The sequence below is a fragment of the Bifidobacterium animalis subsp. animalis ATCC 25527 genome, assembly GCF_000260715.1.
GTDB lineage: Bacteria > Actinomycetota > Actinomycetes > Actinomycetales > Bifidobacteriaceae > Bifidobacterium > Bifidobacterium animalis.
The window spans coordinates 151,986-167,820 of record NC_017834.1 but is presented as its reverse complement, the minus strand read 5'-3'; the positions used below and the strand labels follow the sequence as shown (position 1 = coordinate 167,820).

Annotated in this window: 10 protein-coding genes and 1 pseudogene; 1 reads left to right on the top strand and 10 read right to left on the bottom strand. The window is 61.9% G+C overall.

Annotation, left to right across the window (positions count from 1 at the left end):
• Nucleotides 1-182 precede the first annotated feature (182 nt).
• The 9 genes and pseudogenes from BANAN_RS00720 to gtfA form a co-directional block, all read right to left on the bottom strand.
• Entirely contained in the window at nt 183-1,784 is a 1,602-nt protein-coding gene (locus tag BANAN_RS00720; protein ID WP_014697078.1) for an MFS transporter, read from the bottom strand.
• A 149-nt stretch (nt 1,785-1,933) separates the two neighbouring features.
• Nucleotides 1,934-2,222: pseudogene (locus tag BANAN_RS08745) on the bottom strand (glutamate cyclase domain-containing protein); the annotation flags it as partial.
• Nucleotides 2,223-2,266: 44 nt separating this feature from the next.
• Nucleotides 2,267-3,997: an ATP-binding protein gene (locus BANAN_RS00715; protein ID WP_014697077.1), complete on the bottom strand. Its 1,731-nt coding sequence runs from the start codon at nt 3,995-3,997 to the stop codon at nt 2,267-2,269.
• A 35-nt stretch (nt 3,998-4,032) separates the two neighbouring features.
• Entirely contained in the window at nt 4,033-4,749 is a 717-nt protein-coding gene (locus BANAN_RS00710) for an ABC transporter substrate-binding protein (protein WP_014697076.1), read from the bottom strand.
• A gap of 162 nt (nt 4,750-4,911) precedes the next feature.
• Nucleotides 4,912-5,046 (bottom strand): type II toxin-antitoxin system YoeB family toxin, encoded by a 135-nt coding sequence (locus BANAN_RS08055; RefSeq protein WP_014697075.1) that lies wholly within the window; start codon nt 5,044-5,046, stop codon nt 4,912-4,914.
• Between the two features lie 105 nt (nt 5,047-5,151).
• A complete protein-coding gene (locus tag BANAN_RS00705) occupies nt 5,152-7,314 on the bottom strand; it encodes a DUF262 domain-containing protein (protein ID WP_014697074.1) in 2,163 nt (720 codons plus the stop codon).
• Nucleotides 7,311-8,987 (bottom strand): DUF262 domain-containing protein, encoded by a 1,677-nt coding sequence (locus tag BANAN_RS00700; RefSeq protein ID WP_014697073.1) that lies wholly within the window; start codon nt 8,985-8,987, stop codon nt 7,311-7,313. Before BANAN_RS00700 ends, BANAN_RS00705 begins: the two co-directional genes overlap by 4 nt.
• A 160-nt stretch (nt 8,988-9,147) precedes the next feature.
• On the bottom strand, nt 9,148-10,761 hold the full coding sequence (locus BANAN_RS00695) for an MFS transporter (RefSeq protein WP_014697072.1): 1,614 nt from the start codon (nt 10,759-10,761) through the stop codon (nt 9,148-9,150).
• 56 nt (nt 10,762-10,817) lie between these two features.
• Nucleotides 10,818-12,338, bottom strand: coding sequence for a sucrose phosphorylase (gtfA, locus tag BANAN_RS00690; RefSeq protein WP_014697071.1), 1,521 nt, complete (start codon nt 12,336-12,338; stop codon nt 10,818-10,820).
• 1,005 nt (nt 12,339-13,343) lie between these two features.
• Between gtfA and BANAN_RS00685 the strand changes: the two genes are divergently transcribed.
• Nucleotides 13,344-14,375, top strand: a complete 1,032-nt coding sequence (locus tag BANAN_RS00685) for a LacI family DNA-binding transcriptional regulator (RefSeq protein WP_014697070.1) — start codon at nt 13,344-13,346, stop codon at nt 14,373-14,375.
• A 77-nt stretch (nt 14,376-14,452) separates the two neighbouring features.
• Here BANAN_RS00685 and BANAN_RS00680 read toward each other — a convergent pair whose 3' ends face one another.
• Nucleotides 14,453-15,718: an ABC transporter substrate-binding protein gene (locus BANAN_RS00680; protein ID WP_014697069.1), complete on the bottom strand. Its 1,266-nt coding sequence runs from the start codon at nt 15,716-15,718 to the stop codon at nt 14,453-14,455.
• Nucleotides 15,719-15,835: the final 117 nt, after the last annotated feature.

Here is a 15,835-nt window from a genome sequence, read left to right as displayed (position 1 = left end):
ACCTACTCCCCAGCCCGCGACCGAGCGCGCACGGTGTCCATATAGTGAGATTTTCAAATCTGGTCAGCGAGATAATATACGACACCTGTAATCACATTGCCTCAACATAACACGCTAGATTGCCTAGTGTCCATGCTGCAGTTCCGCATATCCAGACGACAGGTCGCAGCTGAATCACCCCGTCAGTCGGCGAGACGCGAGGAGATGCAGAGCACAACGACGAGCAGCGCCAACGCCAGCACGCCGGCGGCAATGAACAGCGGGGCAAATGCGTCTGCGGCAACCACCACAATCGCGCCGACGACGACGCCGAGCAGTCTGCCCACACTGTCGAGGCTGTGCAGCACGGCGAGCACATGGCCGGTGTGCTGCAGATCCTCGATCGCGTGAAGCGCCTGGGCCTGCGCGAGCGAATCGAGCATGGCCAGTGCGCAGCCGCCGAATGCGGCGAATAATATGAGTCCGGCGCGATTGGGCATCGCGATGCCGCAGATCGCCGCGAGAAGCATGACGGCCGACGCGAGGGCGAGCGGCGCCTTGGCACTGGAGAAGCGGCTGGCAATCGGATCGAGCAGCACGGAGGATATCGCGGCGAGCACATAGGCCACCACGGCCATGGCGGCAATCGTCACCGCCGTGTACTGCAGTGAATTCGGAGCATGCGTCCCATGCTCATAGCGCACCAGGAACCACACGTACGTGATTGAGACGGCGAGCGTGGCCGAGACGAGCAGGCGGATCGCGGCGATCATGCCCCAGTGCCGCACGCCCTGCGGCGCGCGGAAGGCCACGAGCAGCTTGTCTTCGTCGAGCGGCGTGACGTGCAGGTATTCGCTGGAATGCTCGTGCGGTGGCACGAACAACGCGACAGCGCCGGCGGCGAGCATGGCCACGGCGCATATGTCCATCGCGGCATCGACATGGTCCGCCATGCCAGCGGCGAACGCAGCGCCGGCGAGCGACCCCGCGAACATGGCAACATTGCGCCACGTGGCCACCGCGTCACGGAACTTGTCGGGCACCATCTCGCCCACCATTGCCGAGCACGCCATCGCCATCACCGCATAACCGAGCTGCATGAACACCCAGACGAGAATCATCGCGACGTTCGTATGGCATGCGGACAGCGCGAATGCAAACAGTGTGGCGACCACGGTGCCGCCGATGAGCCAGGGTGTGCGACGCCCCAACGGCAGGCGCGTGCGGTCTGACATCGCGGAAGCGAATGCCGTCATGAGCATCGCGACCACAATGCCCACGCCAATCAGCACCGCCAGATTCACCGTGCCGTCGAAAGCGCCGCCGAATTCGTCGAGTCGCAGCGGCACAAGCACCACGGTGAGCGCTACCATGGCGAACGACAGCAGCAGCGACGCCGCGGCAAAGCCGATTTTCATGCGCAACACCTGCGTGCGCGTCGGGCGGTAGCCGGTGGAATCGACCATCGGATCACGCAGGTCGAAGAACGCGGATTCCACGTCGGGAATCGGCTCGTCGGAGGCTGCGTGGGCCAATCCCGCCGCATCGGCGAGCGCGGCGGCCTGCACCTCCGGGTGTGTGGCGGCGGGCGGTGCGGTGACCGGCTTCTGCCGCACGGCCAAGCGCGCGACCGCCGACTTGTCTTCAGCACTCAGTGCCTTGTCGAGATCGGGCCGGTCGTCAATGCCAGGGCGAATATAGTTCGATTTCGGGAACGGACGTGGGGTAGCCGGCTGCCACTGTGGTTCCGATTGCTGCGGCTGCGGCACTGCGGAATCATTGCTGTTCTTGCTCTCATTACTCATATTTCCCACAGTAACCGCTCGCCGCCGCGCCATGCCCGGCGTTCGATGAACGCCGAGTGAATTCGCCGTTCTCTATTCCTGCCACCCAGGCGCTAGCTCGGATTACCTAATGCCTGGCGAAGGCGCTCAGCTTGGCGACCGTGCCGAAATAGCGCGCCGAGCGGGCCGTCCGTTTCGGCGGCCGGCTGCTGCGCCTGCGGAATGTAGAATCCGGTGACAACGAGCGCGCGTGCGGGTCGCTTGGTTTTGCGCCGGTTCTCGCGTCGAGCACGCCGCGGCCGCTCCGCGCCGAGGGCAAGATGGCGTGCCGCGCGGAACAAGTCGCCGCGCACATAGGTTAGTTATCAGTGTTTCCGACCCGCGTCCCACGTCGGCCGCCGCCGCGTTGGCGATGCGTGCGATGCGTGGGTATTTACTCCAGTCCGTGATGCTGCCCATATTCTCCTCGATGAATGTTCGATTGCCGTGTGCAGATGCGCCCGCTAGTCGATTGTGCCGAGCACGGCGCCGTAGTCCGCCTGCTCGCCGACCGGCACGGTGATATGAAGCGTTCCGGTGGCCGGTGCAAGCGCTTCGCGTTCCATCTTCATCGCCTCGAGCACGACGATCAGGTCGCCTTCGCGCACCGGGGCGCCGTCGTCGGCGAGCCAGCGCACCACGGTGCCGCCGAGTTCAGCGGTGACCGGTGTGCCGCCCTGCACAGTGCCGCCCTGCACAGTGCCGCCCTGCACAGTGCCGCCCTGCACAGCGCCGTCAGGTGCCGTCTCGGACGAGCCACCGCGGGCGATGCCGCCGAGCAGCGCGGCGAGCAGGTCGGAATCTGCACCCGATGCGCCTGTTGCGGGCACGTGGCCGCCGGCGTGCGCCATGCCGGCCCCGAACGCCATCATCGAGGCGAACGAAGCAGGCAATCCCAGCGTGACGCGCTTGCCGTCGACTTCCACCCAGCTTTCCACCGGGGAGGCCTCGCCGGAGCGTTCGCCCATCGCCCGCTCGCCGACGCGACGCCAGTCCTCAAGCGTTTCCGCGGGCAGATTCGGCAGCAGCTCCTCCTCAATCCAGCGCGTGTACACGCGAAAATTCGCATTGGACACATCGTCGTCGGCCCTCCAGTCTGCGCCCGCGCCAAAATCCGCGGATTCGAGCACCACCTTGTCGAAGGGCACCACGGTGGGCACGCCGTGAATGTGCAGTTTGGCGAGCGCGCGTTCCGCACGGCGCAGGCATTCGGCGCGCGTGGGGGCCTTGACGATGAGCTTGGCGATCATGGAGTCGTAGCGGCTTGAAATGGAGTCGCCGGCGGCCACCCCCGAATCGAAGCGGATGCCGGGGCCGGTGGGCACCTGCAGGCTTTCGACGACGCCCGGGAACGGCACGAAGCCGAGTGAGGGGTCTTCCGCGTTGATGCGGAATTCCATCGCATGCCCCCGCGGCTCTGGTGTGACGCCGGATTCAAGCCCGGGCACCGCCTCCACCGGCGCGCCCTCGGCAATGGCGAGTTGGGCGGCCACGAGATCGACGCCGGTGGCCGCCTCGGTGACGGGGTGTTCCACCTGAATGCGCGTATTGACCTCCATGAAGCTCATCGTGCCGTCGTCGACGAGGAACTCCACCGTTCCCGCGCTTTCGTAGTGCGCGCGTGAGCAGATCGCCACCGCGGCGCGCTCGAGCTCCCGCACGGTCTCGGCGGCCAAGAACGGTGCGGGCGCCTCCTCGATGAGCTTCTGATTGCGCCGCTGCAGCAAGCAGTCGCGCGTGCCCACGGCAAGCACGGTGCCGAACTGGTCGCCGAGCACCTGCACCTCTACATGCCGTGGACGTGCGAGGAAGCGCTCGACGAAGCAATCGCCGTTGCCGAACGCCACCTCGGCCTCATGCGTCGCCGATTCGAAGGCGGCCGCCACCTCGTCGGGTTCGTGCACCACCTTCAGGCCACGGCCGCCACCGCCGTAGACCGCCTTGATTGCGATGGGCAAGCCGTGTTCGCGTGCGAACTCGACCACTTCGGCGGCGTCCTGAACCGGTTGCGTGGTACCGGGTGTCATTGGTACGCCCACTTCGGCGGCGATCCGGCGCGCCGCGACTTTCGAGCCGAGCACGCGGATCGTCTCCGGCTTCGGCCCCACCCACACCATTCCCGCGTCGATCACGGCCTGAGCGAAGTCGGCGGTCTCGGCCGCACCCAATGCGTACGCTTCGTCGGCCAGACGCACACACAGCGCGTCGGCATCCGGCTCCGCGTAGCCGACTATCGCAGTGCGTCCGGCTTCGTGGACTTGATGTTCGTGACCATCGACGAGAAGCTCGTCTCGGTCGGGTCGAAGGTCTCCTTCTCGCCGTACACCACATTGACGCCGGCATCCTCAACCGTCTTGACCACCACGTCACGCAACGACGTGCCATACTCGTCGTTGAATACCGCGATGGCGAGGTTCTTCACACCGTCCTCGACCAGAATCTGCCCGAGCACCACGCCCTGCACCGTGTCCGGCGGAATCGTGCGGAAGAAGTAGTCGTTGAGTCCGGAGAACGCGGTGGATGTGGCGCCCGACGAGATCATCGGCACCTGCGACGAGGTCACCTGCTTGAACGTGTTCTTCACCACGGAGCTCGACGGGGGCCCGACCACCACCGACGGATCCTTGGCGAGCACCGACTGCGCCGCCGACGTGTTCTGATCCGCATGGTCGGCGTCCGAGGTGTCGGCCGAGACGATATCGATGTCCTTGCCGAGCACGCCGCCGGCCGCATTGATGTCGTTCTGGGCGAGCTTCATCGTCGCGATGTTCGCCGGTCCCAAATATGCCATGGAGCCGGTGAGCGGGAAGAGCCCGGCCGCCGTGAACGTGGCCTCATCGGCGTCCGCCTTGCTTTCCGCGCCCGAGCCGCAGCCCGACAGCGTGAGCATCGCCGCGGCCATTGCCGTCGCCGTGACCATCCATGACTTGATTTTCGCATTGTTCATTGCAATCACCGTTTCCTCTCTCTGATCTCTTGCCCGCGCGAATCTGCGAATGCAACTCTTCGCAAGCAGGCGAAGCGGTGGTTCCGATTCACATCCCTAGACTTCTTGCGTGAATCTGTTTGCAGATTACGTGCGCCACAAACCGAGCGCGTGAGCGCCGCGTTACGCTCGCACGAACGCGGAAAAGCGTTCGAAACATTGATAGATGAGCGCATTGATCTTTCTTAAAGCGCGCTTGTCGGTCTGTCGCCAATGCAGATAATCGCCCCAGGCTTCGTCAGTCCAGATTTTGAGCATGTCATGGCTCCAGAAGCTCGTGTTCAGCTACGCCACCATGTTCCAATTGGCGAATCGGCTTCTCCAGATGGCGCATATTCTCAGAGCTGTAGAACAGGTCGGCACTCACCGGGAACGGGATGCCATGCTCAGCGCGTCCAGCAGCTGGACCCATAGCTCGGTCTGTTTCTCTATCTGCGGCTTGCCCCATGCGTTCTCCTTCTGTGCTTGCCCGACCATGAACTGGAATTTCAGGCTTTGCTGACCTACATTGAAATGCCTGATCTTCTCCATCGCATCGAGGTTGTTGCGTCGGGAGTTCTCTTGAACCGTCAGTAGGCATAGATTGCCGAAGTCGTCCACATTGTCCGGCGCGCCGCCGCCCAAAGGATGCCGCGGCGAGAAATGCTCCACGGAATTGCGGTAGCGGAAGCGGAATTGCTTGCAATCAAGGGCTTGCATACTCTCGTCGGACTGTGCTGTGTATTCCCACCACTGAGTACGCACGTCCGACGCTATCGTCGGGGGTTCATCGGCTCCGAAGATACTGACTACAGGCACATCCTCTCCCTGCGCCGAACCATCGACTGGTGCAAGCAGCACCCACAGCGCATAGTCCAGATAGTTGAAGATGAAATGCTCAGTGCCGACACCTCGGCTGACGGCTTCACGGATACGCGACTGGCGCTTTTCCGTCGGCGCATCTTTCAGGCTCTCCAGCCCCAGCGCCCTCTCAAGCCTCTCGCGCGCATACTCCCGAATGCGTTGCAAGAACGCGAATCCATCGACTGCTTCCACTCCCCACAACCATTGCAGCATTGAGTACAGTGCGTTCTTGTGGTTGTTGCCCGTTTCGGTCACCTGGAACATGGACTGGATCATGATCAGTTCCTGCTGGCAGTCATTCGAGAACGCATTGGCGAGGTAGTAGGACCGCTCCTTCTTGTTTTCCTTGCAGCATTTGAGCGTCCATTCGGTGGCATCGGATGGAGCGGCTGCATCCATGCGCGTTTTGATGATGCAGTTGTCGAACAGGAAACGGCACTTCAGCAGTGTTGCGGCGAATCGTTTCGCGTTGTCCTCCGCAGACGCACTGTCGTCTGAGTCCCCTGAGTCTTCTGAGTTCTCTGGAGCTTTCGAAAATATCCTGGCCACCTTTACTCTGAGCAATTCCGCATCATCAAGAGAGATTTGCTTGGCGTCGCCAGAAGCATCGCTCTCGCCGCCACAGTAGATGCGCAGCACATGCATGAGGAACGCCGGGAAACTGATGATGGAACGATACTGTTCAACTTCGTCGTCCGACCGGACGCCCGGCTGCGTCTGCCGTTCCGCTTGCAGGGGTTCCTCGTTGAGAGCTTCGCGTAGCACATCCTTGAATGACTTGAATGATTTGACGCTGCCATCGCCATCACCTGAGCCGGCTGCGCCAACGAGTTGATTCCAATCGATAGGCGGCACCGACGACCAATCCTCGCCGAACCAGCGCGTCCGTTCATCGGGAGTCGCGAGGCATTGCATGTAGTGATCCATATCCGAGCAGACATCCCAGATGCGGCCGATGGTCTCGCGATCGGCCGCGGAGGATACAGCGCTCATGAGACGCGCTTTGATGATGTCCTGCGGCCTGAGCTGCACGCCGCGTGTATTCATGATCTCGAAATAGCGGTTGAGGTCGGTCCCCGGCGGCAATTCGTCACGCACGACCCTCACATTGGTGCGCAGTTTTTCGAGGTCTATCCGATTCTCCGACGTTTTCTCCGACGTTTTCTCCGACGTTGCGATATATTGACGAATGATCTGGTACCCATCGAGCAATGGGCGGCACATCGTCTCCATCTCTTCGTTCTCTTGATCAGATGGGCCATCCTGCACGACGACATCCTCCGCTTGATTGGGCTCGCCGCTCGCACGCAACCGTTCCAGCAATACCCCATATGATTCGGCACGGCATTCGTATTCCAATTGCATGTTCCATGCAGTCAGCGCGCCAGCGGCTCTATCGTCATCACCATGGCAGAGCACTGCCATGAGCAGATACAGCGTGGTCAGACGCTGCTGCCCGTCGACGACCTCGTACACAGTCCGATTTTGATCGTCGCCGCGCCCTGCGACTACCAGTGAGCCCAGGTGGTATGCCGTGCCGGCGGCACGCTTGAGATCGTCGAGCAGTGTCTTGATCTCATCAGTGCCCCACGCATATGCACGCTGATAAATTGGAACCCGATATACGCATTCCTCGTTGAAGAGTTCAGCGATGCTCAGTATCGTCGGATTGCCGGTCATCATCGCCCCTTCCCCGCGTTCAAAATGCCGTCGATGTCAGCCGCCCATTCTTTTCGCCTTTTCCAGTCCTTCCAGTCTTCAGGTATGCGCCCGCTCCACATCTTCTCTTGCAAGCAGTAATACGGGCTCCCTTTTCCCCGATGGACGATGAAGCCGGCCTTATACAAAACGTCAAACACATCCCATCCCGAAAGGCTGGACTGCTGCCTTCCCACATCGGCTTTCGCGAACAATCCCGTTTGCTGCAGATTATCGATGAGCACATGAAGAATGCCCTCAGACGAAGAGGCTTTGCCATCATCAAGCCGAGTCCTAGAACTGCGCAGCATATAGCGATACCACAGTCCCAAATCGTCCGAATCTTCAATAGGCTTCCGAGGAATACGCGCCATCTGAGACAGCACATCCGACCCGCGGTCAGAGTTACGAATCACTTCAAATATGCGAGCATTCCGCCACTCCCATCGTGCGTCGGTCAGCACATAGTTGTTGACGGCGGCAAATGACAATGATTTGGTTCCGAGTCGCATATACGCGGCATACAGGAACGCCATTCTGGCGACGTCTGCAGCATCGTCATCGCCGAATCTATCCCGGTAATACAGCAGGATGGTATGAAAGAGCTCGATCATATAGCGGTATCGCCACGTATTAGCAAAGGGGGCGATATCGGCGTAGGCATCCCTCCACGGATCTTCATCATGCATGATCTGCTGTTGGAGCCACCTTCGATAATGCTCCGCATAACAGAAGAACGCTTCACCGTTGATCACCGGCTGGTCGATCTGGAACGTATACGACGTCTCCGGCTCGTCATCGGTATGCACAGTATTCGCATACCATGCTGTGACGAAATTGCGCTGCCACTGCACGCATCGCCGTTCATTGCCGCACCCCGGCAAATCAATGCCCTTGAACATGCCGATGGAATCCGAATCCAGACCGCCGGGCTTCGCCTTCTCCCTCCGGCTCCAACATGCGATGCGGTAGAGATACGTGCCGAAGAGCGGCTGAATCTCATCCTGATGTAGCTCCCACCGCCGCACCAGTTGTTGTTTGCGGGTGGGATTGTCGACGGCATCCATGCAGCGAAGATGGAACGCCTTGAGCAGATCAGTGGGATCGAGTTCCTTGCCGCGCGCATTCTGCGAATCGAACATCTGGAACGCTTCGGACAGATGGTCTGACGTAACCTTCAGCACCTCGCAGCCATCGAACAGCCGATCCACGAATTGCGAGCGCCGTTCACCTTCCCACGAATCCAGCAATTGCCGTATCGCACGATAGTTCTCGTACAGATGTCGGCGGGTCTGCTCGTCATCGTGCATATCCAGCCGCATATCACCATCACAGGCCTCCAATGCGGTCAATATCAGATGCAACGTGATCACCCGCTGCTGCCCATCGACGATGTCAAGCGAATTCCCGTCTTCGTTCCGATAGATGATGACGGTGCCGATACGATACTTGGATGCATTTGAGGTGGGATCGACCGGCGCCGAATCCGCAATATCCTCGATCAGCTGGAGCACGTTGGACGCCTGCCAGACGTAGGGACGCTGATAGGAAGGCACCTGCAACGTGCAGTGCAGCAGTTCGCGAATGCTGCAGACCTCCACGTTGATCGCATCGTCGCCCATCATGTCTCCCTGCACCATACGAATAGAGAACGGCATATCACTCCGCCTCCCCCAACTATATCCATATTATTAGCACTCATCATTATTAGCACTCATCATCGCCGCAATCATTCAACAATGTTGAAATTTCGGCAGTATATGGAACAGGCCGGCAACGCGAACGCTGCCGGCCTGCGGTCTGGAGAGAGGTAAGGGATTACTTGACGTTGCGGATGCGCATGATGAGCGCGGCCGCGGCGAGCACGATCACGATCGCGACGCCGAACACCCATGCGTAGGCGACGGCGGGGGTGGTGGAGACGTGCATCGAGCTCTTGACGATGGAAACGACGAGCGAGGTCATCGCCGTGCCGATCACTGTGGAAAGCGTGTTGGCGAGGTTGAGAATACCCAGATCCTTGCCAGCTTCCTTCGGATTCGGCAGCACGGCCACGTTGAGCGCCTGGTCGATCGCGTTGTAGACGCCGTAACCGAGGCCGGCGACGGCGGCGAACAGATATATGCCCATCGGCGAGCGGAAGAACAGCGGCATCGCGGCACCGACGGCGAACAGGCAGCTCGCGAGCGCCACCGGCAGCTTGCGCCTGCCGAGACGGTCGGTGATCGGACCTGCCGTGACAGCGGCGATCAGCGAGACGACGAGTGTGATCACGCCCATGGTGGCGATGATCGTAGCCGCCTTGTCCTTCGCATTCGGATCGCCGGCGTAGATGTAGTCCTGCGCAATGTAGAGCTGGTAGGTCGTGATCATCCAGTAACCGCCCATCATGAGCGTGCGGCCGACGAGCGCGTAGTAGAAGTCGGGCGCGTGGCGCGGCGGCCGGAAGTTCAGGAGCACGGACTTCACGGTCACATGCTCGCTCTGCTCCTCGAAGCAGCTCGACTTCTCACGCGGCCACATGGCGACGACGAAGATGCCGGTGAGGCTGAAGATGCCCAGACCCATCATCCATGCGGAGAGGAGTCCCGACTGCCCCTGGCGCAGGAACGCGGCACCCACGACCGAGCCGAGCGTCTGGCCGACGGCGATGCCGGCGCCGTAGAAGCCGGAGATCGTACCGCGCACCTTGTCGGGCACACGGTCGGACATCACGGCCACGTATGGCGCGAGCATCATGTTGTAGCCCATCTGGGCGACGCACCACAGGAAGATGATCAACGCCTCGTTGCGCGTGAATGCGATGGCTCCGATGGCAAGACCGGTGATGATACCGCCGCCCACGATCCACGGCGTGCGCTTGCCGAAGCGGGAGCGCGTCATGTCAGACAGCGTGCCGAAGATGATGTTCGCCAGCAACGCCACAATCGCACCGATCGAGTTGACCAAGCCGAGCATGGCCTCCTTGCTCGAGTTGTCGATCAGCTCGAACACGCGCGGCAGAATGACGGTGCTCAGCGCCACCCACGGAATCGCGCAGGCGACTGCGGAGACGGTGAAGCCGATGCCCAAGCGCACGAGTTCGGCCCTGGTGGGGCGGTGGCCGTCGGCCGAGACCATCGGATCGCGCATGTCCATGAACGCGGACGCCTCGTCCGGCACCGCGGTGTCGACGGCGGCGAGTGCGGCCATGCCCGAACCGACGGCCTGCGAATCGGTGGCGAGTTTGGTGCCCTGCACCTGCTCGTCGCCCACACTGCTGTCGGCGGCTCGCTTCTTCGGCATCGGCGCGGTGAGACGGGAGATGTTCTCCTTGTCTTTCTGGCTCAATGCCTTATCGAAGTCGGGGCGGTCGTCGATGCCCGGGCGAATGTAGCCGTTCGAGCCCGTCGACGGCGCGCTCCCTCCGTGGGTGTCTTGTTCGTCAACCATGGTTTCTCTTTTCCGAGAATCTGCAAATATCTGAAATCTCTATCGGGAACCGCGCATCAGCTCGCCTGCATGACGGGCGGGTTCGCAATGAGGTCGTCGGTGCGGTGCTCGCCGGTGGAATCCGTCCAGACGAGCGTGGCGACGGACTGTGGGTTCTCGACACCCATGCCCTTGGACGGCGTGAACGTGAGCGTGGCGGAGGAGCCGAACCCGTTCCAGGAGAACGCAATCGACTCGTCATTGCCCACCGAGTAGCTGAAGTCGCCGTCGAACGCCGGCAGCTCGTTGCGGAATCTGGCGAGCGCGTTCAGGGCCCTGACCACCGGACGTTCGAGGTTCTTGTCGATCTCGGAGGTCGTGTAATAGTGGCGGTTGATGTCGCGGCCCACATTCGTGCGCTTGAGCAGCTCCATGTCGTTCTCGCCGGCGAGCGCGCCCACGTAGTACACCTGCGGAACGCCCGGCAGGAAGAACTGCACGGCGCGCGCGGCAATGTAATGCTGGTCGTTGCAGCCGAGCGCCGAATAGTATGTGGAGTTCACCTGGTAGAGGTCGAGGTTCGAAGCGGCGGCGCCGGTTGCGGCCTTCGACTCGCCATGGGTGTTCTTCGCGATCGTCTCGACCATGTTGTCAACGTCCGCGTCGGGCACCAGACCCTTGAGCGAACGGTCGAGCTGGTCGGAGCCGATGTCGATGACGCCGATGCCGTCGTGCGTGTCGAGCACGGTGACGGCGTTGTTCGGGCGAATCTCAGTCCAGTGCGCGAGCGCGTCCACCTTGCCGGTGAACAGCGAGTGCAGCAGCAGCGGAGGCAATGCGAAGTCATAGACGCGATCCACCTTGGCGGCGATCTCCACCTGCTTCTTGTAGTACGAGTGTACCTCGATGAGAATCTCCAGACCGCGCTTGGCGCCCTCCTCGCGCAGTCGCGAGATGAGTTCGAAGGTCTTGGGAGTCATGAAGCAGCTGGTGCCGGCCTCCTTGGCGCCGTAGCCGACGGCGTCGAGACGGATGTACTTGACGTGCGACTTGCTCATCTGGTCGAAGATCGACATCAGGTATTCCCAGCCCTTGGCGGAGTCGGTGTCAATGTCGACCTGCTGCGGCGTGAACGTGACCCACACCAAGCGGGTCTTGCCGGCGAAGCTGTAGTGGGTGAACGGCAGGCCCGGGCGCGGGCGGTAGATGCCGGCGAGCTCCTCCTCGGTCGCGCCGTCGGGAAACACGGAGCTCATCGTGAGGAACATCGGGTAGTACTCCGAATCCTCGCCATTCGCGAGCACATCCTGGAACTGCTTGGACTGCCAACTCATGTGGTTGACGATGGCATCGACCATGATGTCATGCGTCTTGGCGAGCTCGGCGATGTCATCCCAGTCGCCGAGGCGGGCGTCGACCTTGGTGTGGTCGATCGGGTCGAAGCCTGCGTCCGCGCCATCGAACGGGGTGAAGAACGGCAGAATGTGCACGCCCTCGTATACGCCGTCGAATCGCGTGCGCAGAATGTCGGTCATCGAAGCAAGATTGCCGTCACCCAAGCGATCCGCATAGGTGATCAGCTGAACTTTGTTCTTCATGGCTCCTCCTGGATTCGTCTATCACGTCTTCGGGATATCTCCGGGGCGATGCGTCTGCCTGAAGCTTCATCGTTGCGCGAGCTGCCGTATCGAACCGGTTCGAGTATTGTTTTACCTCATTTTTCACGCGCACGCAAGCGCTCTGCTCTCGGCGTGTCGAACCGGTTCGATATTCGACGATTCACCGCGCTCTGCCAAAACGCGTCGACCATGACGGCACAACGCCCCCTCGAGCACAGATCGCGGCGACCGGCACACCCTCGCCCCACGGCCGGCGGCCACACCCACCCGTTCGCCCAGTGCAAGCGCGCGGCAGCGAGTGCGAGTGCGTGGCACCCTCCGCACGAACCTCAGATCGGCCTCGTCCATTGCCGTGTGCTTGCGAGTGTGTGACGCCCTCCCCCAATGCACCCCGATGCATCCAACGGCCATTTTTCGTACAATCACACGATTCCACCGACAGACAGCACCCCTCAACGGTCAAAACGCGCAGCCCAGCACGAAGTGACCGCCAAAGGAGCAGCGGGAATCCCAATCTTCCACCAATTCCCCGCCAATTCCCTACCAGCTCCCCGCCGGCCACTATCTTCATCGGCCACTCCGCGCACCACAGCACAATCCGGCCACCGAACGACACTCCCCGACGGCCAAAACGCGCACCCCGGCGCAGAACAGCCAACAAGGGACGACACAACACCCCCCGAGCCTCACCGCCACCATCCCCGTCGGCCATTCTGCGCACGACAGCACAATCCGACCACCGAACAACGCCCCTCAACGGCCAAAACGCGCCACACGGCACAGAATGGCCACCAAACCGCACTCCCCAATGGCCGAAATATGCAATCCGACACAAAGAGGCCGAGGAGCAGCACGCCAAACCGCCGGCCTCTGCCGAAACGCGGTTGCCGGAGGACGAAATCTGCACATACAATCGATAGTGGTCGTCAAACCGGTTCGATACCGCAGACGGCAACACACGGAGCAGGAAATGAGGAGGCGAACATGGTCGGCATGCGCGACGTCGCGAAACGGGCAGGCGTCTCGGTGAGCAGTGTCTCGCTGGTGATCAACGGCACCGGCTATGTCTCACGCGACATGCGCGAGAAGGTCGAGCAGGCCATGCGCGAGCTCGACTATGTGCCCAACGAGCTCGCACGCAATTTCTACCACGGCAAAACCGGCATCATCGGCGTCATCGTGCCCACCATCCAGCACCCGTTCTTCGCCACGCTCACCGCGCACCTGCAGCACGAGTTCGCCGGCCGCGGTCTGCAGACGATGCTGTGCTCCACCGCCGACTCCGCGAACGGCGAGGCGCAGTATGTCGACATGTTGCGTCGGCACAGCCTGGACGCGCTGGTCGTCGCCGCGCACACCACCCACGACCCGCAGCAGTATTGGCGCGCAATCGACCGCCCGGTGGTCGCCTTCGACCGCAATCTGGGGGCGGGAATCACCCAGGTGAGTTCAGACCACGTGCATGGCGGCGAGCTCATCGCCGAACTCCTCGTGCGCACCGGCGCGCACCATGTGGTCATGGTGGGTGGCCCGCGCGCGCAGTTCACCGACCTCGGCGACCGCTCCACCTTCCCCACCGTCCGGTATGTGCAAACGTTGGAAGACCGCCTTTCCCAAGCGCGGATTGCGCACACGTACATCGAGTCGGGCGAGGTGTTCGACATCGCCGGCGTGCAGCGGGCAGTGCGCGAGGCGTTCGACGAACACCCGGACATGGATGCGTTCGTGGGGGCCGACCTCGCCGCCGCATTCGCCGTGCAGGAGGCGGTCTCGCGCTCGATCGCAGTGCCCGGCGATGTGCAGATCGTCGCCTACGACGGCACGCTCGCCGCGGATTGCGCCGGCATGCCGCTCACCACGGTCGCCCAGGATTTCGGGCAGATCGCACACACCATCGCCGCGTGCGTGGAACACGGGATCGAGGCTTCGCCGCAACGCCCAGATGCCACGGACGGCGATGCCAACACGACGATCATCCCGGTGACGCTGCACGAGCGCGCCACCACCCGTCGCTGAGGTCGGCGCCTGGCCTGCAAAAACAGCGAAGGGCCGCCTTGTGGACAGCCCTTCGTATAGAGGAGAGGGATGGTACGTCACTCGGTCGGCACGTCGCCGCTCTGCATGTCCTGGAACACGTTGACGTTGTTGCCGTCGTACTCGAAGATGCCGATGTTCGCCGAGCTCGGATCGTTGTTCTTGTTGAAGGGCCCGATGCCGGTCTTGCCGAAGTACTGGATCTTCTTCTTGTCTTTGATGAGCGTCTTGCAGGCCTCGAAGCTCTCGCACTTCTCGCCGCCGTCGGCGCCGGAGACCGATGAGAGGTTCTTCGTGACCGTCTCGCCGCTGGTGCTGCCGCCCTGTTCGGCGGCGAGCGCGGCGAGGATCACCGCGTCGTAGGTTTCGGCGGCGTATGTGGTGTCAGAGATGTCGGTGCCGGTGCCCTTGAGGTCGGACTTGAACTTGTCGTCGACATGGGTGCCGGGGATGGTGCCCTTCGAGCCCTTGAGCAGGCCGGCGTCGTAGGTCTTCGAGTAGTCGACGGTGTTGCCGTCGACGAGATAGAGCTTGTGCGTGTCCACGCCGGCGGAGGCCAGCGCCTTGATCAGCGGCGTCGCCTGATCGTACGAGATGATCAGCGTCGCGTCGGCGCCGGAGTTCTTGATCGCCGTCGCGATCGACGAGTAGTTCGTCTCGGCCGGGTCGAAGGCGTCCTTCTCGCCGTACACCACGTCGACGCCGGCATCCTTGAGCTTCTGCAGAATGATGTTGCGCATGCCGGTGCCGTACTCGTCGTTGAAGCAGGCGATGGCGAGCTTCTTCACGCCGTCCTGCGCAATGAGGTCGCCCATCACCGCGCCCTGCACGGCATCCGGGGCGACGGTGCGGAAGAAGTACGGATCCATGCCGGAGAGCGTCATCGACGTCGATGCCATTGAGATCACCGGGATCTTCTCGGCGACGATGCTCTTGTAGACGTTCTTGACGACGCCCGATGCGGCGGGTCCGATCACGACCGACGGGTGCTTCGACAGCACGGACTGCGCGGCTGACGTGTTCTGGTCGGCATGCTCGCCGTCCGACGTATCGGCCTCGACCTCGGTGACGTCCTTGCCGAGCACGCCGCCCGCCTTGTTGATGTCGCCGATCGCGAGCTTGATCGCCGCCACCTCCGGCGGTGCCAGGTAGGCGAGGGTGCCGGTGAGCGGCAGCAGTGCGCCGATCACCATGCCGTCGCTGCTCGACGCCGCGCTGCTCGACGATCCGCCGGACGCGCCGCCCGACGAGCCGTATCCCGACAGCGCGAGCAGTGCCGCTGCGGTCATTGCCGTCAACATCTTCATCTTGTTTGCCAGTCGCATTTCAGTCTTCTCTCTTCTCCGCCGTTCGCCGGCACATCTCTCATCTCATATTTTTTCATCTTCAGTTATAGTATTTAGTTATATTTATTATTATATAGTAATATTAGGCTTTCATTT